Below are 16,827 nucleotides of genomic sequence, written 5' to 3' on the forward strand. Positions count from 1 at the left end.
ATAGGTTTCGTTGACGAAACCGGATAGGAAAGGAAGAGAAGTCTCTTCTGAAGTGGCTTTGAAAGCGAGAGATAGCCCATTGCTTTCGCCCTATCACAGAGTGCGGACCTACCAGTTTTGGGATGTGATTGGTCGGGATTCCCTAGTCGAATAGGGCTGTCTAATCCGTCCGATCCCGTCTCCGCGACATACGCATTGCGCTAGAGTTGGGATGTGACAAGGAAGGGGCCGTCCCGGTTGGAACGGCCCCTGGTGACGGATTCGCCGGGCTAGTGGTTCACGAGCTGAGTGGTTAAGTCCAGAGCGACCTGGACTAAGGAAACCACGAAGGCCCAGAACTGCCAGTCCGGCGGTTCGTTTTCTTGCACCTTTTATCACCTCCCTCCGCGCGCGCGAAGGAGGCATCAGGAATGCACGAAGCGAACACCGCCAGAAACCCACTCTAGAGGAAACTCGGGCCTCTTGTGGTCTGCATAGAGAAAATGGCGTCCAGTGCTTAACTGTCAGGGTGCTAAAACGCTGATGACAGTGCCGGGCCCCTCATTCGGATTATCCCTATTGGCCCGGCATAAAAGGAATTCAGACAGTTCAGTGCGTGGGCAGATGCGCATTTGCGCATGCTCCAGCCTGGTTCGAGGGGCTGTGGGGCCAGACTGGGCGGTGTCCGGCGGTAGTTGGCAGCGGGTCAGGGGGCACGTTCTATGCCCTGGCCTGCCGGTGAGTCCAAGCGTCATGGTGCTGGGGCAGTGATTCCTTGCCTGCCAAGGAGCAGCGGGGCCCGGACGATGCTGTGCGTCGTGGAGTGCCCTTCGTTGATTCGAAGGGGCGGGGATCGGGCGGTGAGGATTTAGGGGAGTTCCTCGGTCTCGATGGTGGGGTTGACCTTGTGGAGCTCTCCAGGCTGGGTGGTGAGTACGGGGAGGCCGGGTCGGCGGAGTGCGATGTGGGCGACGTGTGCGGTGGCGATGTCGACCTGCGCCATGGTGGCGATCTCTGCGACTGCGAGGGCTGCGGACCGGTCGAGGTCGTGGATGGCGAAGGCGGGGGCGTCCAGGGCTTGTTCGACCTGTTCGCGGCGGGCGGCGCTGAGGTCGAAGCCGACCAGGCCGGCCGCGAGGGCGGTGGTGGGGACGTAGAGGGCCTGGACGGCTTCCACGGCGTAGAAGACTCTGGCGACCATGTAGGGGCCGCCGTGGGCGAGTTGGCGTACGGCGGTGGCGTCGAGGATGTAGCCCCCGATCATGCGGCGCCCTGCGTGGCGGCTTCGTCCCTGTGTGCCGTGCGGCGGGCCCATTCGAGGGCCTTGGCCCACTCGGTGGGGTCGTTCTTCTCGGCCTCGGCTGCCCAGCGGCCGATGACGCGGGCGGCGCGCTCCTGGCGGGCGAGGCGGTCTTCGACGGCTTCGGCGACGTATGCGGAGACCGACTCGATCTGACCCGCGTCCGCCAGTTTGCGGAGTGCCGTGACGCTCTCTTCGGACAGCGTGATGGTGACGCGCTCCTTTGACATACAACCAGCGTACGACCGTATGCACCGCCCTGGGGAGGGCCTGGGTAAACCGGCCCGCGAGGGTGGACACGCTGCGTGATTCGGCTTCGGGGACCGTGATGGGGATTGAGTTATTTGTAGGGGGGGTCGCTCAGCTACCGGTCCCAGCGGTCCAACCGGTCCCCGTCGCAGTTCAGAGGCTGTTTTTCGCGGGACCGGTTACCGCTCCCGGGACCGGTACTACCGGTCCCGTAGCGGTCCCAGACCGGGCCGGAAATCCGCCCCGTGTTGCACAAAGCAGCAGGTCAGACCATATTTTTGGGCCGTCTTGGCTTGGGAAACGGTTCTGGCGGGCAAGCGGAAAATTTCCGCTTGGTTCCTGTGACGCACGGTGACACAAAAAATGGGACGGACAGGTATTTACCCAGGTCAGAGCAGATGTCGGCCTGTTCCTGACGCGTCGTCATTTTGGTTCGTTTTGGTTGCGCGCCGTTTTTCAGGGGACCGCTATTTTTGGCTGTTGCTACCGGTCCCGCTTGACCGGTCCGGTAGGATCGCTCCCAAGCACTGCGACGCAGGGCCCCCAGCGAACCAGTCCTCGAAGGCGAAGAACGGCCCCGGACCGCCGAAGCGGTCCGGGGCCGACGTGTTGCCGGGCCCCGGTGAAGGGGCCCGGCCTGGTGGTCACTTCGGGTCGGTGCAGTACCGGAACACCGCGTAGTAGCGGTCCATGGAGCCGTCGCGTTCCTTGACGCGCTGCGCGTACGCGACGATCTCGTCAGAGCGCTGGAACATGCCGCGGGTGGTGAGGGCCGCGGCGAGAGTGCCGGTGCGGAAGATGGCGATGGCGTCTTCGTCGCCGTTGGCGATCGCCTCGTTGATGCCGCGGGTGATCTGGTGGTTGCCCCGGAGTTCGACGCACAGGTCGATGATGAAGCGGGGCAGCAGGGTGTTGAGGACCAGGCTCGGGGTCATCGGGGCATCTCCTTACCGGTGGCGGCCTGGACGGCCTGGCGGCCCGCGTCGGTGATGCGGAACAGGTGCGGGTGGGGCCGGTGGTCGTGGTCGGGGTCCGGGCTGCCCTGGACGTGGCCGCAGTCGTCGATCGAGTCGGCGTAGCCGAGCTCTTCGAGGGCGGTCTCGTCGGCGGCCCGCAGGAACACCTTCGCTCCCGCGTCCGTGGTCAGCATGGGCAGGATGCTGCCCTTGGAGTGATTGGCGGCCGCGCGCAGGAAGGCGAGCCGCTTGGGGGTGAGCTGGGGTGCCATGGTGCTTCCTTCCCGCGTCAGCCGGTGGTGAGAGAGATGTCGGAGCCTGCCGCGCGGGCGATGGCCAGGCCCACCAGGAGGAGGACGCCGGCCACGGCCAGGAGGGCGCAGGAGACCAGTACGGCCAGGGCGGAGGCCCCGGTGAGTTTGCCGAGGGTCATGGAGGTGGCGGCGAAGGCGAGGGCGCCGGCGGTGGGCGCGTTGCCGCCGTGGCGCAGCGCCGACCAGGTGGCGATGGCCCCGGCGGCGATGGCGATGATGGTGATCCAGGTGAGGGTGGACCGCTCGATGCGCATGATGGGTGCTCCCTTCATCGTCGGGCGTTGCGGGCGAGGCGGATGACGTCGCACTGGCAGGCGCCGCCGTGGGCGATGGTGTGCAGTTCCTGGATGGTCCAGCCGGAGATGCGCTCGGGGCCGCCGGTGGTGCTGTACGCCTTGGTGGTGCCGTTGCTGGGGCCGGAGTGCGGGCCGGCCAGGGTGTCGAAGGCCCATCCGGTGGTGTGGATCTCGTTGCCCCGGGGGCCGGTCCGGGTGGTGACGGTGCCGATCTGGAGCACCCGCAGCTTGGTCGCGTGGCGGGCGAGTTCGGCGGCCTTGCGGGCGGCCTCCTGCGCGGAGTGTTCCTCGTCGCGGGTCTTGGCGGACTTCCGGTCCGCCAGGCGGCGCTGTTCGGCGAGTTGGGCGTCGGCGGGGCCGCGGCAGGTCTCGTAGGTGTGGCCGGTGACCTGGTGGCCGGAGGCCCGCGAGCACCAGGCGCAGACGTCGGCGGGCTTGGGCTTGATCGCGGCGAGTGAGCCGGTCAGCCAGTACGTCCCGGCGATGGCGAGTACCGCGCCGATGGCCATCCACCAGTACCAGGCGAGCAGGTGCGACATGGCGTCCTCCCTTCGGGTCGCGGCCGGGTCAGCCGAGCTTGGCGAGCAGCAGGGCGGCCGGCAGAAGGCCGAGGACGATGTGCGCGGCCTGGTCGACGTGGGCGGCGCCGCCGTGGGCCTGGAAGGCCGTCTGGCCGGTGTGGCGCATCCACCAGGCGACGCCGACGCGGCGGTCGATGGCCGCGTGCGAAACGTGGATCCAGGCGAGGGCGGCGATGGTGCCGAGGATGCTGAGCGGCAGGCCGAGGGCCAGGTTCGGGATGAGCAGCAGGGCGATCAGGGAGAGCGCGGTGTGGGTGCCGGCGTGCGCCTGGTTGGCGCCCCAGCCATGGTGGTGGCGGCCGGGGCGAGGGTCGGTGTCGCCCTCGGTCCAGCCCGCCTTCCGCGCGGCCTGACGGTCTGTCTGGAGCGGGTAGTCCGCGGTGAGGTGGGCGGCGTAGAAGACGACGAAGGCGATGAGGAACACGAGTGCCTGGGTGACCATGACGAGTCCTTCAGGGAGTGTGTGGGTGAGCTTGCTGTCCGGCGGCCGGGGTCAGCCGGGTCCGCTGGACGGGGTTCGGCGGGTCAGCGCCGAGGGTTCGAGCGTCGCCCGTAAGGGCGAGCAGTTCCGCTCCGAGAGCACGCAGCGGGCGTGAGGTGGGTCTCAGAAGCCGATGCGCTTGCGGCCCGCGTCATAGCGCCGGCGGGCAGTGGAACGGGCCTGCGGGTTCTCGGGGTCGATGACTTCCTGGATCTCGGTCCAGGACTGGCCGTAGCTGTCCTTGAGGGCGACGGTGAGCACGTCGGCTCGGTCGGTGAGCTCCTTGAGGGCCCACAGCACGGAGCGCAGGCGGCGCTTGGCGTCGTCGACGCCGTCGAGGCGGCTGGTGTCGGCGAACTCCATCGGGTCGGCGATCGCCTGGAGGACGTCCTCCAGCGGAGCGGCGCCGGACAGGGCCTCGTAGAGCAGGCCGCGCGGGTCATCGTCCTTCTCCCAGAGGAGGGTGACTCCCTGAGTGCCGACTTCGGTGATACGTACTGACATCGATTTCTCCTTTTCAGGCAATGCGTGAATGCGCATTTGCGCATCGCTCACACTTCTTAGTGTGCGCTTTTGCGCACACCTTGGCAAGGGGTCCTCGGGCTCCAACTCCGCGTACATCAGAACGAGTTGGTGTCTGCGATGTTCATCGGACGTTCCGAGCCTGCTTCTGCACCGCGTCAGCGGGTGATGGGCTGGCGCCGGGAGTCGGCCCGCGGAACGGTCACTCGTAGACGGGGCCGTCGAACTGCTCGATGTACAGCCGCACGCCGGGGTGTTCGGCCTGCGTCCGGAACGCGTCCTGGACGATGCCGTTGAGCGAGCCGGGCCCGCCGTTGCTGCCGAAGCTGAGCAGTTCGCCGGTGACGGCGTTGTAGATCCGGTAGTGCAGGTCGACGTCGCTCACCGTGTTGCGGTCGAAGAGGGTCTTGCCCTTCCAGGTGTCGCTCATGGTGTTCTCCTCCGGGTTGATGAGTGGGTGTCCTACAGCCAGCGGAAGGCGTCGCGGACCTGCCCGGCGGCGCCGGCCAGGTTGTCCGCGATCAGGCGGCCGTCGAACTCGTACGGGTCCTCCAGAGCGTTCATCGTGGCTTCGGATGCGGCGTCCAGGACGTCGGCGAACGCGTGGTGCACGCCCGCGTCCTTGAGGGCCTGGACGATGTCGTCGTGGTTGCTGCCGTGCTTGATGGCGTCGGCCAGCAGGCGCAGCGCGGCGGCTGCGGCCGGGGCGTAGTACGCGAGCTCGCTGTCGGTGCCGGTGCGTTCGACACCGGTTTCGATGGCGGTGATCCGGGCGATCTCCTGCGACGGCTTCGGTTCCATGACGTTCTCCGTGTTCTGCGAGTCGAGGCGGAGACTGGGGGTCAGGCGCGCACCAGGCGGCCGACGACGTCGAGCAGGTCGTTGTGGGCGGCGCGGGCCCGGTCGGCCCTCAGGTCCATGTCGTCCTGGTCGGCCGCGTCGTGCAGGGTGAAGGCGGAGTCGAGGAGTTCATCGAGCAGCCGGCGGACCTCGGTGTCGTCGGTGAGCAGCTGCACCTCGACCAGGGCCTCGGTCACGCGGGAGCGGGCTTCGAGGGCCGCGTCCTTCGCGGCGGCCTTCTCCGTGCTGGTGGCCTCGCGCAGGGCCCACCGGCCGAACTGGAGGCGCCGCAGCCCGGTCGTCTCGGACAGCAGGCGGGCGGTGGCCTGGCGCAGGTCGCGGCGGGTCGCGGCGCGGCTCGTCTCGGTCTCGCGTCGGTCGGCGGTCCGGCTCTGCAGGATGTGCGCGACGATCGCGCCGAGCAGGGTGCCGGCGACGGTGATGACTCCCACCCAGAGCTCCATGGTTCCCCCTCATCCAGTGGCATAGTCCCAGTTGAAACTATGGGCAGATGCGCATTTGCTCATCTGCACAACACCTAGTGTGCGCGTTTGCGCACAGAGATCGCAAGGGGTACCCGGACATCGACTCCCGGTAGTCGTAAGGAAATCGGCAAACACCGAGGCCACAGCCCCGAAAAAAGTTGGGGCTGTGGCCTCGGCCGGGTGCGGTGGCGCGCTATCCCCAGCGCCTCAGCTCCCGCGTCAGCTCCTGGATCCACGCCCGGCGGCGCGGCCCCACGTACTCCTCAGGCTCCGGGCCGAGCGCGACCACGGGATCGGTGACCCGGTAGGTGGCCCGGTACGCCAGGATGTCGGTGGCCGCGTCCATCCACTCGTTTGCCCTCCGGGTCGGCGGCATCGGCCCGAACGCGGTGGCGAACCACACCGGTAGCAGATGCGCGCCGCCGACCGCGTCCGAGAGGCGGCTGCGGAGCTTGAGGCGCAGCTTCGTGTCCGCTCGCTCACCCGCGTTGATCACTTTGGCGTTCTTCGCACGCGCGGCGTCGTCAGCGGCCAGCTTCGCAGCGGCTGACGACGCCGCGGTCACCAGGTTGGCGATCCGGCTGTGGGCCTGGCGTGCCTGGGGTGCGGACGTCTTGAAGTCGAGTTCGGCCGCCTTGCGGTGCTGGTCCCCGACCGGGGTGGTGGCGAGCACTTTCGCGGCTTGCAGCACGGTGGCGCGATGCCGGCCCCGCTCCTCCCGGGCCTGGTCGAGGTGAGTCTGGTGCAGGTTCAGCCCGTTGCGGTCCCAGTCGGAGAGCAGCCCGGCCTGCGCGGCCCGGCCTTTGTCCGCGGTGACGGCCAGGGTGTGTAGTTCGCCCTCGCGGTCCTCATCGAGGTCGACGACGACCGCGCCCTTGGACTGGCGCAGGTGCCGCTCCAGTGAGGCCACTCGCGTTGCAAGACGGCTCACCGAGGCGTCGGTCTCCCCGATGCTCGATTCAAGGTCGTCCCGGACCTCCTGGGTATCTGACTTCGCCTCGCGCAGGTCGTCTTCGAGGCTGTCGACCCGGCCGGGCAGGCTCTCCAGGTTTTCGAGGGCGCTCTCGATGTCCGACACTTTCGACTCCAGGGAGGAGACGTCGGAGCCGAGGCTTCTCTTGACGCTGTCGATCCGGCGGTCCAGGTCGTGGTGGGAGTGGTCCATGCTCATGCCGTCGCCCGCCCCTCGGCCTGCGTCGCGTCGAAGGAGATGACGGAAGCGACAACCCAGCCGACCGGCGGCACGAACCACACCCAGCCCGGCAGGACATCGAAGACGAGCAGCGGCACCACCACGGTGACGAGGGTGAGGATGGCCGCGGCGTACCGCAGCTGCCGGTGCTTGCCCGCCACCGGCTTGTTGTTGCCGATTGCGGCGCCGATTGCGACCTGGAGCAGGGCCAGCGCTAGCCAGCCCCAGCCGATCCAGCCGGTGAACGGCGTGATGCCGAGCAGCACTCCCCCGGCCAGGTGAGCCCGCGTCGCCCAGGTGAGCACGCTCTCGCTGGCCTCGCGGTGCGGGGCCTCCAGCTTCGCCGGCACCTCGGCCTCATAGGCCAGCAGCGCCGACCCGGCCCGCTCCAGCTGCGCGAACAGCGCCTCGTAGCGCGGATCGTCCTCAGGCAGGTCCTCCAGCTCCTGGAGCACGGAGGTGATGTCGGCCTGGAGTGCGGCGACTTCCCCGGCTATCTCGTGATCGATTTCGCCCATTCGTACCCCCACCTGCGATGTGACGAGGCGCCATGCCCGACGCTGCCGAAGGTGATCGACGGTATCGAGCAGTTCTGGGCAAGCCGTCTGCTTCCTGGGAGTTGGCCGGAATCGCGCAGGTCGGCAAGCCTGGCTTGCCCAAGATCCTGTACGTGCCCACCGCGTTGGGCACGGTCCCGGTCGCTTACGCGGAGGCCGACGCCACGGACGGGTGAATCCCCCAGCGCGCCGTGTACCTCCGGCAGTGGTGGGCAGCCTGGCTGCGGGCTCGGAGGGAGCGGCGACCCAAACCGATCGCACCTGGCACCCCTGCGGTCGCGACAGCCCTCCGGGCCCCATGGCGCATCAAGCAGATCTCTTCAGCTTGGCTCCCAGGCCTCCGGCCCGCCCCCGCGCCACTCGATCAGAGGGGACCGCACCACGTCGAGGTCGTCGACCTCCAGCCCTGCCCGCCGCAGGTATTCTGTGAGGTCCCGCAGATCGGCAGCGCGGCCCAGGATGATGCCGTCCACCCGCACCCGCCGGGCACCCTGTTCATCAGGCGGATAGACGACGATCATCCGTTGCGCAGCCATAGATCCAGGGTGCGGCTGTGCGGTCACTCCAGCCAGCCGAGTTCGGTGTCGGGTCGGCAGAACTCGCAGGCAGGGACGCCCTCGGTGAGGGCAGCGAGGGCTTGCTCGCGGGTGATGGCCTTGGGTTGGCCGGGGGCCATGCCGCAGCCGCCGACGTGTACGGCTTGGGGGACGGGGCCTTTTCCGCTGCGGACGTGCGCGATCACCCAGTCCGGGGGCGGCGGGGGTGTCCGGCGGGCTTGCTGGGCTTCCTGCTGCTCTTCGGCTGAGATCCAGCCGTCGACTTGCTCCAGCTCGCGGAGCAGGTAGCGGCGCAGGAACTGGAGCTGTGAAAGGCGGGATTGATCGGACACGTGTTCGAGTCTAATCGCCGGGCTGAGCTGCCGCGCATCTGCCTGTATCGGGTGTCATGCCGAAATCCGGGGCGGGGAGACGGAGCGTTCGTCCAGGTCACAGACCCGATAGCGGGCCGTGACGAGCAGCGTGACAGGGGGTGCGTGACAGCTCGGGAGGCACTGGCTCGCTGTCGTTTCCCCCGTCGTTTCGGGGGCCGTTTCCGTGTTCGTTCCGGGGGCCGTCCTTGGATACGGCACCCCATTTCCGCCGTCTGCCATCGTCTGCGCAGCTCACTGCCGGGAGAGCCACCGAGCCAGTGAGCGCGACGGTATATCTGTGTGCTCGACGACGTGCGCCAGATCATCCCTTCAGCGGCCGGGCGCGGTGCCGTGTCCTAGTGCTCCAGTTGGCGCAGCAGCTCAGCTCGTTCGGCGGCCTCCTGCTCCAGCACCTCCTCGTACACGGCCATGTCGATGCGCTCCTCGATGGCGGCGCGGACGAGTTCGGCGAGCTGGTCGGGCGGGAGCGCCTCCAGCTGGGTGGTGCCAGCCGCGGTGAAGGAACGGCGGTCGGTCGGCTTGGGCGGGGCGGAGGGCAGGCCGTAGCGGGCAACCTGCTCCTCGGTGACCGCGACGCGCACCAGCTCGGTGCGGCCGCCGTGCGCGGCGGCGAAGGCCGCGACGTCCTCGGCCAGGGCGCGCGGCACGTGGACCCCGGACGGGTCCAGGTCCCCCAGGTGCAGCGTTACCAACACCCTGTCGCACTCGGCAGCCCGCAGCGCGGCCTCGTGCTTCCCTGACAACGAGTCGAAGCCCCCACCCGAATGCACGGTGAGCCCGTAGGGCTCGGCGAGTCGGGCCAACTGTGCGGTGGTGCCCGCGCTTTCGCTCCACAGCTCCAGAACCTGCTCCTGGCCCTCCTGCCGGTCCCTGCGATATCCCTCGGCCGCCCGGCGCATCCGGCCGCGGAAATCGCCGGGGTCGGTGAACGCGGGCGGGGGTTCCAGACAGATACCGGAGTCGTCACGGATCGCGCCCCAGTCGATCCGGCCGGAGCGCCGGCCCATGCCAACGACCTCACCCAGCCGTTTGTAAGCCCGCTCGGTCTTCTCCAGCACTCCGTCCGACACCGCAGCGTAAAAAACCTGCCGGAGAGACATCGGGAGCAGCTCCGCGTAGCGGGCCAGGATCACATCGATCGCGGCCAGCAGTTCCAGCGTCGCCGGCCGCGGCCGCCACAACGGCTGATAGCCCCGAGGGCGCTTGTCCGGCATGACAGGACCTCCAGAAACCAGCCGACAAAGAAGGGACGCCAAGACGTCCCTTCCCCGTCGCTGGCCCGGGGCAGCCTGGAGCAGCGAGACGAACCGTGGCTTGTGGCGTCAGTCGCCCTCCACGGCGATGCTGAATGGCTGTGACTGAGTGCCGCGGTTGGCGAAGTTGGCCGACCGCAGCACTCAGCCTTCCGTTAGGAGGTGGCACTTATGGTTCGTTCATGGCGGCCGTGGGTGCGGCCTCGCCAGTAGCTTCGAGGGAGCGGGACCTACTGGCGGCGCAGGAATGCGTGTAGGACGGCGGGGAGTTCCCGGATGACGCGGGGGATGTCCGCCCGGTCCGCGCGAACCAGGGCCACGATCGCGATGGCGGCAGCCGCGATGACGGCGAGGGCAACGATCACCGTGAGCAGCATTGTGAGCTTGGGATCCATGGGACCAGCCTTCTGGCGGTACGGGCCCAGGTGGCCCGTCTCGGGAGAGGGAGCTGGTCCCCGTACTCCTCTTTCACGTTTTCTAGTGTGTTCTACCTCACAGTTGGTGCAGCGTCTGGCGTAGCTCAGGGCACGTGCCAGCTGTGTGTTCAACGACGTGCGCTAGATCATCGGTCCGGCGGACGGGCCGGTGGGGCAAAAGGCATGAAGGTGGCCCGGAGGGCGAAGCCTCCGGGCCACCTTGAGTCTCGGCAGGTCGAGTCTGCCGATGTGTTCTGCGGGGCCCTCGCGCCAACGCGGCCACCGCAGTTGTCCCGTATGTCGAGGTTGGAGCCACAGACCGGCGGGAGTGTCCGTACCTGTGCGCGTGTGCACGCGAACAAGGCTGTGCCCAGAATCACGGCCTTGAGCGGGTGGCTCAACTGTGTTTGGGATGCTCCTGCGCATTCATTTCTGGATCAAGGTTCTGATCTGCAGCGATGCTTTTCCCTCGGAGTGAAATGAGCGTGCCCAGCTTGAGACGCGGGTGCCCGCTATCGCCGCCTGTGCGGTGCTGATACGTCGTGGGCGGCTGATGGTGCGACAACATCTGATGAGTGCCACTCGCACGGGCGACGCCAACCGCCTCTGAGTGCACGCCAGTTGGAGCCACACCGATGGAGGAACCATGCCCAGCTGTCCCGTTCGCGCGGCGTGTGTGCAGTCCGGGCCCGCCCCGCTGACCGCCCCCGAGACGACGATCGTCGTCATCGTGCTGATCCTGGCCACGATCCTGGCGCTGGCCGGCTTGCCCAGCCTGTCCGTCACCGTCCTGTTGACCGAGGCCGCCGCTACCGGCGTGAAGCTCGCCCACAAGTTGCGCTGCGTCCAGTCGGCCGCGCCGTCGGGGAGCTGACGATGGGACGGCGTGAGAACCCGATCGCCCCGTGCGACAAAGCGCTCTTGGCGCTGGCACGCTGGCTGCGCAGCCGGCGCGAAGCCGCCGGGCTGAACTACACCCAGCTTGCCCGCCGTACGGAGCGGGTCCGCTGGGCGTCGCTCCCCGCGGGGGAGTCGGCCAAGTGCAGCGCGGACACGCTGTTGCGTGCCGCCTCCGGGGCGAAGGGGGTCCCGAGGCGCAAGGTGGTGCTGGCGTATGCCGCAGCGTGCGACGCGAACCTGGCAGAAGCCGACCGGCTGTGGCGGCAGGCGCGCTACCGGCAGATCCAGGCAGCTGAGCCGCTGAAGGAGAAGCCCAAGCACATTGCCTATGTGCGGGACTTCGCCGATCTGCTCCTGGCCATGGTCGACCTGTACCGCAAGGCAGGCTGCCGCTCCTACCAGGACCTGGAGGACCTCAGCGGTGGTGACCTGAAGCACTCCACAGTCTGGCGGGTGCTCACCGAGCAGACCAAGCGCCCCACCCGGGACTTCGTCATCCACTTCGCCCGGGCCTGCGGTCTGCGCGGAATCGCCCTCAGAGAATGGGCCCAGGCCTGGGAGCGGGCGGAGGACCGGCGAACCGGCGGTGCCAAACGGCCCAACAGCCGCGGCCCCGTCATTCCTATGAACCGGGGCCCCGTACCCCGGATCCGAGGGTCCCTCGTTGACGGGTTCTACCTGGACCGTGCCCGCAACCCCGGCGGGCAGGACGTGTGGAAGCTGAGCCGGAGCGGAGTGGTCTCCGAAACGGCGCTCCGGCAGCGCCAGGAGGAGATCGCTCTCGGACACCGCGTCCTGTCCTCCAACGAACTGGTGGCAGCGCGCAGCCTCAACAGCCTCCGTCCGCCGGCCCGCGCCATCCCGGCACCGCGCGCCTCGATGGAGGGATCACCGCCGCAAGGAAGACCGCAGCGACGGGCCCGGGCCTCGTAGGAAGCTGCCCTGCGGCCTTCCTGTTAGTGACGGATCCGGGTTGGTGCAGCGAGACGTTCCGTAGAACGTCCTGGGTCCGGTCGCGTAGCGCGGTCGGGCCGCGCGCCGCCCGGCGGCGCACAGGATGGCGACGGCCCGTACCGACCCCGCTGGGTCGTACGGGACGTCGCCATGTGGGCAGTTACGGAAGGTCGCGCCGTTCCCGGAGCGCGCGCCGCGCGTCGCGTTGGGCGGCCCCCTGCGCCAGGCGCTCGGCCTCCGCCTGGTCCTCGGCGATGTACACGGGGCAGGAGGCCCGGAGCGCCCGCCACGTCAACTGGTCCCGCAGCCGGAAGCCGGCAGGGAGGAACGTTCCCTTGGCGTGCCGTCTCACGGTGCGCTCGCTGGCCCCCAGCCAGGAGGCGACCAGCCCGACGTCGCCGTCGTACTTCCCGAGCAGCGCCTGCATCTGCTCCCGTACCCCGCACGGCAGGCCCTGGGCGCACGCCTCCTGGTCTGCCGGGTCGAGCCGGTCGTGGGCGACTCCGCAGGTGGGGACCGGCTGCTTCTTCTTGTCGTTGGGTCGTGTCATGGGCCAAGCCAACAAGTGGCGGCCTGTGGACAGAGACCAGAGCTTCGATGAGCCCGCTGTGCCGGTGCGTGAAGGCTGAGCACCCCAGGTCTTGTATGGCGTGCATCACAGTACGTCGGGTGGGTGATTGCTGAGTGGTTTGCGCAACGAATCGGAACAAGTCAGTCCATCTAGCGGGTGGGCAGGTCACCAGGGGTGGTGGGGATGGGCGCCGGGGTGGCGTGTCGTGGTGGAAAGCGGGAGCACGGTCGCAGGTGGGCAGAGGGGCTTAGCAAGCGCAACGTACACGGCTGAGGATTTCGTCGATTCCCGTTGCACAAAAGGAAGTTGAGCGACGTCTTGTTGTTTGAAGGCGCGCATCAGCGGTCTTCCGAGGCCCCCGAAGGGGGAGTTGAGGGTCTCACCTTCGTCGCAGGGAAGGAACGACTGCTCGTGATGGGGTTCGCAGGGAATGCACTGATCGCGGTACTCGTGGTCCGGGTCTTCGGCCGCGACGCGATCCACGTGCTGCGCCGGGCCGCCGCGGCGGGTGTGCGCGCCGGAGTCAACGAATTGGGCCGGACCGCCCGGGACGAGGGCCAGGAGTGAGCCACGGATCTCCGCGCTCCCAGACGTCGCGACGCGTGACGAAGCTGCCGGTGGACTTCTCGGCGTTCCACCAGATGCACCGCGCGGCCTATGTGCGCTGGGCCTACAGCTACCTTGGCCACCGCGCAGACGCCGAAGAAGCCGTCGACGCCGCCTTCGAGCAGCTCCTCAAGGCCTGGGAGGAGATCCTGAGGACGGAGAACCCGGCCGGATACGCCTGGATGGTGCTGCGCAACAGCACCATCGACGTGCACCGCCTCCGGCGGCGCGCGCTGCCACTGGAACTCGCGGCCTTCGAGACGGCCGCCCTCATCGACGCCGTCGACCCGATCGGCCAGTTCGAGGAGTCCAGCGTGCTGATGGCGGCGATACGGCAACTGCCGCCCCGCCAGATGGACATCATGGTGCTGCTCTACCTGCTCGACTACCCCATCAACCGGGCCGCCGACGAACTCGGCATCAGTCCCGCCGGGGTGCGCTCCAACGCCCGGCACGCCCGGCGGCGCCTGTACGCACTGCTGGGGGAGCCGACGGGCACGACGGAGGGACACACCGATGACCTCGCACGCTGACGGCATGCTGCGGCGGGGCCGGCTCGTCCACTGGCCCTACTCCCAAGGGGACATCGATGCCGCCGAAGCCCGCCTGGCCGCCCGCGTCGGAGCTGCCCCCACCGTGGTTGCCCCGCAGGCCACGTCCCGCTGGGGCACCTGGGGATCGCGCGGCGCCAACGATGCGGCCGCCCAGGATCTGATGGTTCTGTGCGAAGCCGTGGCGGTCTATCCCGGCGCCATCACGAGCCTGCACCGCTTCCTGGCCCGCGCGTTACCCGAACCCCTGGGCGCCCGCGTACTGGGGTGCCTGCTGCAACTGTCGGAACGGGAGGACTCCGCCCGTTTCTGGTGGCAGTACGCCGCAGGCGCCGGCGACTACCCGGCCACCTACTGCCTCTACCTGCAGCACCGTGCGCTGGGCGAGCACGACGTCGCCAACTGGTGGCTCACCCAGACCGATGCCGTCACCACGCAGAGCCGCCATCCGGACGACGTCGACATAGATACGGCACTGCGCGTCCTGCGGGCACTCAAGACCACCGATGCCGGTGTCCCGGACGTCATTCACGCGGTGCTCGACTACGTTCCGGCCGCCGTGGCCTATGTCGACGACGACCTCGATCTGCCGCTGCCCGACCCGGACTTCACCGACCACATCCATGCCCTGACCACCCAGGCCATCGGCCAGCCCCCTGCCCGCGCCAGCCGGGCGCCGCTGCCCGAGCGGCAGCGCGGCGCCACCGTGGCTCACTGGCTTCGCCGTACCAGCGTCACGCAGCCCCAGTAGAGTCCCGGGCGGCCGCAACACCCCGAAGGGCCTTGCGCGGGGCCATCCGCCACTCGCTATCGGCTAGTGCAGCGCCATCTTGTCGGCGCGCTTGCGCAGCCGTTTGTTCTCTTCGCACCGGGCGCGTAGCCGCCGGAGGAGGTGTGCGCCGGCGGAGAGGAGGATGCTGGCGGCCAGGCTGCCAAGGAACTCCGGCAGGGCGGCGTTGAGCACAGTCACTTGTCCACCGCCTGGGCTGCTGCCGCAGAGCGGGCCGTATGCCGGTCTCCGAGCCGCTTGAGTTTGCGGCGTACGCGCTCTCCGTGAGCTGCCGGACAGCCAGCAGCGAGCGCGGCCTGGTCCCAGGTCTGCGCTGTTGAAGCCCAGACGCGGGCTGTTGAAGCCTCTTCTGGCGCGAGGCCGCGAATCACGACGACCAGTCGGCTGTCGGCGAGTTCGGCGGCCAGCACCTCGGACTCGGGGGTTCGGTGCTCGACCAGCAGATCTTCAACCGTCCAAGCAGTCCCCGCCGACTGGCTGAGCAGGGCGGTCCGCTTGCCTCGCACCCGGCGTTCCCACAAGGGCAGCAGCGCCCGGTGCTCGGCGTCGGTGTGCTGGCGCAGCAGGCCCAGGATGGAGGGATCGTCCGCGCAGCCGCGGCCGAGCGTATGGACCCAGTCGCCCAGCAGGGCCATTTCCACCGCCCCGCGCCATCGCTCCGGCTGGGACAGGCCCAGCCAGTCCCGGCTGAACGCGTCGATCGTCGCCGTGTCGCCGTCGATGGCGGCACAGCGTGCGGCGAGTGCTGCCGCAAGTGCCTCCCGGGACTGAGTGCCTGGCCGGAGCGAGCACTGGATGAGGATGCGGGCGAAGCGGACCAGGAACTTCGTAAAGATCGCGAACATGGGGCGGAGGAGGTCGTCGTCCCGCGTCTCGCCATCGGCGAGGCCGTACAGGCCGAACTTCAACCACTCCTCGACGGTCACGTCGGGTAGATCAAAGCCAGCCCGGCTGAGCTCGATCATTTCGTCAAGGACTGGCCCGACGGCCCGATGACAGGTCGGGCTGGGGCCAGGAAGCACGCTGGCTGGCCCCAGGAGAGGGCGCGTGCACAGCTCGTCCGATTCGGTGAGTACGCGGAGTGTCATGGGTGGGCTCCTTGCCGGGATAGGAGAAGGCTCTTTCACTCTCGGGCGTGGCACAGGGAGCTTCCGGCAAACAATCTTGGGAACTGCCTTGTGGTGTACGTCACTTGGCGGATGACTGATGCCGTGCTGCTCAGCTGCATTGCTCATCAGGCCTATTGACGTGCGGTTTCCTGAGGCATCTGCGTCTGGGTGACCGCTTGACGCGACGCCCTTGGTGGTCCTTCAAAAAATCTTGTTCCAGGCGGCGACGAAACCGGCGCTGGGTCGCACTACCTAGGTGCCAGGGCAGCGGCGGTGTCGCTGGAAGGTGTTGGTGCTTCACCCGGGGTCCCGGTCCTTGGTGCTGTCGCTACTAGCGCGGGTTCACCTCGCACGACGTTTTGAAAGGAACCGCCCATGGCAGCGCAACGCACCGAGCCGGGCGATATGCCTGGTTCACGCGTGAGGGTGCCGACGAAAAGCGGCCCAGCGCCCTACAAGTGGGGAGAGGAGGAAACAGCCGGCGCCTTCGTCGAGCACCTGACCGTGGTTGCGGCACGACGACTCGATGACCTTGACAAGGCCGTCGAGCTCGGGCAGGAGGCCTACAAGCTCCTGGGCGAGGCCCTCGCCAGGGGCGTCACCATCGCCACGAACGAGCAGGCGTACGCCGCCGGCATCCTCTACCACTTGATCAACGCCCATCTGCGGGAGCAGTACCACCTCAGCGATGAGGAGGTGCCGGAACGGGCCGCATTCGTCAACCTTGGAGCGTCCGTCGAATTCGAGGAGACCCTCGCCTCGGTACGCAAGGTGCTGACACCCGATCAGTACGCCTGCTACGTGCTCCATTACGTCGACGACCTCGCCGCACCGGACATCGCCGAAGTACTCGGCCTGCCTGTCGCCAAGGTGCACGGCTATCTGACCCGCGCCCGCGCGGCCCTCAGGCAGCCCGCGATCAAGGAACTGCTCGACCCGCAGGTATGACCTTCCAGTTCCCGCTTCGGGATCACGTCCCGCGGTGTGCGAGAGC

At 68.3% G+C, this 16,827-nt stretch carries 27 protein-coding genes; 7 read left to right on the forward strand and 20 right to left on the reverse strand.

Annotated elements, in window-relative coordinates; genetic code table 11:
* Nucleotides 1–847: 847 nt before the first annotated feature.
* The 7 genes from ACSHXC_RS42485 to ACSHXC_RS42515 all read right to left on the reverse strand — a co-directional run bounded on the left by ACSHXC_RS42485 (nt 848) and on the right by ACSHXC_RS42515 (nt 4,117).
* Complete coding sequence (locus tag ACSHXC_RS42485; RefSeq protein ID WP_438297663.1) at nt 848–1,243, reverse strand: hypothetical protein; 396 nt, start codon at nt 1,241–1,243, stop codon at nt 848–850.
* Nucleotides 1,240–1,509, reverse strand: a complete 270-nt coding sequence (locus ACSHXC_RS42490) for a hypothetical protein (RefSeq protein WP_438297665.1) — start codon at nt 1,507–1,509, stop codon at nt 1,240–1,242. The genes ACSHXC_RS42485 and ACSHXC_RS42490 overlap by 4 nt, the downstream gene beginning before the upstream one ends.
* Nucleotides 1,510–2,172: 663 nt before the next feature.
* Complete coding sequence (locus ACSHXC_RS42495) at nt 2,173–2,463, reverse strand: hypothetical protein (protein WP_438297667.1); 291 nt, start codon at nt 2,461–2,463, stop codon at nt 2,173–2,175.
* Nucleotides 2,460–2,756 carry a hypothetical protein gene (locus tag ACSHXC_RS42500; protein WP_438297668.1) on the reverse strand — a complete coding sequence of 99 codons (297 nt, stop codon included), beginning with the start codon at nt 2,754–2,756 and terminating at the stop codon, nt 2,460–2,462. Before ACSHXC_RS42500 ends, ACSHXC_RS42495 begins: the two co-directional genes overlap by 4 nt.
* 17 nt (nt 2,757–2,773) lie before the next feature.
* On the reverse strand, nt 2,774–3,052 hold the full coding sequence (locus ACSHXC_RS42505) for a hypothetical protein (RefSeq protein ID WP_438297669.1): 279 nt from the start codon (nt 3,050–3,052) through the stop codon (nt 2,774–2,776).
* Nucleotides 3,053–3,066: 14 nt separating this feature from the next.
* Entirely contained in the window at nt 3,067–3,633 is a 567-nt protein-coding gene (locus ACSHXC_RS42510; RefSeq protein ID WP_438297670.1) for a hypothetical protein, read from the reverse strand.
* Between the two features lie 28 nt (nt 3,634–3,661).
* Nucleotides 3,662–4,117: a DUF3307 domain-containing protein gene (locus tag ACSHXC_RS42515; RefSeq protein ID WP_438297671.1), complete on the reverse strand. Its 456-nt coding sequence runs from the start codon at nt 4,115–4,117 to the stop codon at nt 3,662–3,664.
* Between the two features lie 25 nt (nt 4,118–4,142).
* Here ACSHXC_RS42515 and ACSHXC_RS42520 point away from each other — a divergent pair, with 25 nt between their 5' ends.
* Complete coding sequence (locus tag ACSHXC_RS42520; protein WP_438297672.1) at nt 4,143–4,271, forward strand: hypothetical protein; 129 nt, start codon at nt 4,143–4,145, stop codon at nt 4,269–4,271.
* Between the two features lie 8 nt (nt 4,272–4,279).
* On the opposite strand, the gene ACSHXC_RS42525 is transcribed toward ACSHXC_RS42520, so the two are convergent.
* From ACSHXC_RS42525 to ACSHXC_RS42570, 10 genes are all read right to left on the reverse strand, one after another.
* On the reverse strand, nt 4,280–4,660 hold the full coding sequence (locus ACSHXC_RS42525) for a hypothetical protein (protein WP_438297673.1): 381 nt from the start codon (nt 4,658–4,660) through the stop codon (nt 4,280–4,282).
* A 220-nt stretch (nt 4,661–4,880) separates the two neighbouring features.
* Nucleotides 4,881–5,108, reverse strand: a complete 228-nt coding sequence (locus tag ACSHXC_RS42530) for a hypothetical protein (RefSeq protein ID WP_438297674.1) — start codon at nt 5,106–5,108, stop codon at nt 4,881–4,883.
* 32 nt (nt 5,109–5,140) lie between these two features.
* Nucleotides 5,141–5,479, reverse strand: a complete 339-nt coding sequence (locus ACSHXC_RS42535) for a hypothetical protein (protein ID WP_438297676.1) — start codon at nt 5,477–5,479, stop codon at nt 5,141–5,143.
* A gap of 41 nt (nt 5,480–5,520) precedes the next feature.
* Nucleotides 5,521–5,982 (reverse strand): hypothetical protein, encoded by a 462-nt coding sequence (locus ACSHXC_RS42540; RefSeq protein WP_438297677.1) that lies wholly within the window; start codon nt 5,980–5,982, stop codon nt 5,521–5,523.
* Nucleotides 5,983–6,196: 214 nt separating this feature from the next.
* The gene (locus ACSHXC_RS42545) at nt 6,197–7,174 is read right to left on the reverse strand and encodes a CopG family transcriptional regulator (RefSeq protein WP_438297678.1); all 978 of its coding nucleotides are present in this window, start codon (nt 7,172–7,174) and stop codon (nt 6,197–6,199) included.
* Nucleotides 7,171–7,713, reverse strand: a complete 543-nt coding sequence (locus ACSHXC_RS42550) for a hypothetical protein (RefSeq protein ID WP_438297679.1) — start codon at nt 7,711–7,713, stop codon at nt 7,171–7,173. Before ACSHXC_RS42550 ends, ACSHXC_RS42545 begins: the two co-directional genes overlap by 4 nt.
* Nucleotides 7,714–8,072: 359 nt before the next feature.
* Nucleotides 8,073–8,288, reverse strand: coding sequence for a hypothetical protein (locus ACSHXC_RS42555; RefSeq protein ID WP_438297680.1), 216 nt, complete (start codon nt 8,286–8,288; stop codon nt 8,073–8,075).
* Nucleotides 8,289–8,311: 23 nt separating this feature from the next.
* Entirely contained in the window at nt 8,312–8,641 is a 330-nt protein-coding gene (locus tag ACSHXC_RS42560) for a DUF6233 domain-containing protein (RefSeq protein WP_438297682.1), read from the reverse strand.
* A 377-nt stretch (nt 8,642–9,018) separates the two neighbouring features.
* Nucleotides 9,019–9,897, reverse strand: a complete 879-nt coding sequence (locus ACSHXC_RS42565) for a hypothetical protein (RefSeq protein WP_438297683.1) — start codon at nt 9,895–9,897, stop codon at nt 9,019–9,021.
* Nucleotides 9,898–10,166: 269 nt separating this feature from the next.
* Nucleotides 10,167–10,331, reverse strand: coding sequence for a hypothetical protein (locus ACSHXC_RS42570; RefSeq protein ID WP_438297685.1), 165 nt, complete (start codon nt 10,329–10,331; stop codon nt 10,167–10,169).
* A 667-nt stretch (nt 10,332–10,998) separates the two neighbouring features.
* Here ACSHXC_RS42570 and ACSHXC_RS42575 point away from each other — a divergent pair.
* Both ACSHXC_RS42575 and ACSHXC_RS42580 read left to right on the forward strand, forming a co-directional pair.
* Nucleotides 10,999–11,226, forward strand: coding sequence for a hypothetical protein (locus tag ACSHXC_RS42575; RefSeq protein ID WP_438297687.1), 228 nt, complete (start codon nt 10,999–11,001; stop codon nt 11,224–11,226).
* A 2-nt stretch (nt 11,227–11,228) separates the two neighbouring features.
* Nucleotides 11,229–12,185: a helix-turn-helix domain-containing protein gene (locus tag ACSHXC_RS42580; protein ID WP_438297688.1), complete on the forward strand. Its 957-nt coding sequence runs from the start codon at nt 11,229–11,231 to the stop codon at nt 12,183–12,185.
* Between the two features lie 181 nt (nt 12,186–12,366).
* Here ACSHXC_RS42580 and ACSHXC_RS42585 read toward each other — a convergent pair whose 3' ends face one another.
* Nucleotides 12,367–12,756, reverse strand: coding sequence for a hypothetical protein (locus tag ACSHXC_RS42585; protein ID WP_438297689.1), 390 nt, complete (start codon nt 12,754–12,756; stop codon nt 12,367–12,369).
* A gap of 435 nt (nt 12,757–13,191) precedes the next feature.
* Between ACSHXC_RS42585 and ACSHXC_RS42590 the strand changes: the two genes are divergently transcribed.
* Genes ACSHXC_RS42590 through ACSHXC_RS42600 form a run of 3 tightly spaced genes read left to right on the forward strand, consistent with a single transcriptional unit; the run spans nt 13,192 to nt 14,685 of the window.
* The gene (locus ACSHXC_RS42590; protein WP_438297690.1) at nt 13,192–13,344 is read left to right on the forward strand and encodes a hypothetical protein; all 153 of its coding nucleotides are present in this window, start codon (nt 13,192–13,194) and stop codon (nt 13,342–13,344) included.
* A gap of 35 nt (nt 13,345–13,379) precedes the next feature.
* Complete coding sequence (locus tag ACSHXC_RS42595) at nt 13,380–13,916, forward strand: sigma-70 family RNA polymerase sigma factor (RefSeq protein WP_438297691.1); 537 nt, start codon at nt 13,380–13,382, stop codon at nt 13,914–13,916.
* Nucleotides 13,900–14,685, forward strand: coding sequence for a hypothetical protein (locus ACSHXC_RS42600; RefSeq protein ID WP_438297692.1), 786 nt, complete (start codon nt 13,900–13,902; stop codon nt 14,683–14,685). Before ACSHXC_RS42595 ends, ACSHXC_RS42600 begins: the two co-directional genes overlap by 17 nt.
* A 63-nt stretch (nt 14,686–14,748) precedes the next feature.
* On the opposite strand, the gene ACSHXC_RS42605 is transcribed toward ACSHXC_RS42600, so the two are convergent.
* Nucleotides 14,749–14,904 carry a hypothetical protein gene (locus ACSHXC_RS42605; RefSeq protein ID WP_438297693.1) on the reverse strand — a complete coding sequence of 52 codons (156 nt, stop codon included), beginning with the start codon at nt 14,902–14,904 and terminating at the stop codon, nt 14,749–14,751.
* Entirely contained in the window at nt 14,901–15,689 is a 789-nt protein-coding gene (locus ACSHXC_RS42610) for a hypothetical protein (RefSeq protein ID WP_438297694.1), read from the reverse strand. The genes ACSHXC_RS42605 and ACSHXC_RS42610 overlap by 4 nt, the downstream gene beginning before the upstream one ends.
* 519 nt (nt 15,690–16,208) lie before the next feature.
* Between ACSHXC_RS42610 and ACSHXC_RS42615 the strand changes: the two genes are divergently transcribed.
* On the forward strand, nt 16,209–16,781 hold the full coding sequence (locus ACSHXC_RS42615) for an RNA polymerase sigma factor (protein WP_438297695.1): 573 nt from the start codon (nt 16,209–16,211) through the stop codon (nt 16,779–16,781).
* The last annotated feature ends 46 nt before the right edge of the window (nt 16,782–16,827 follow it).

This window comes from Streptomyces sp. HUAS TT7 (assembly GCF_051550175.1).
GTDB lineage: Bacteria > Actinomycetota > Actinomycetes > Streptomycetales > Streptomycetaceae > Streptomyces.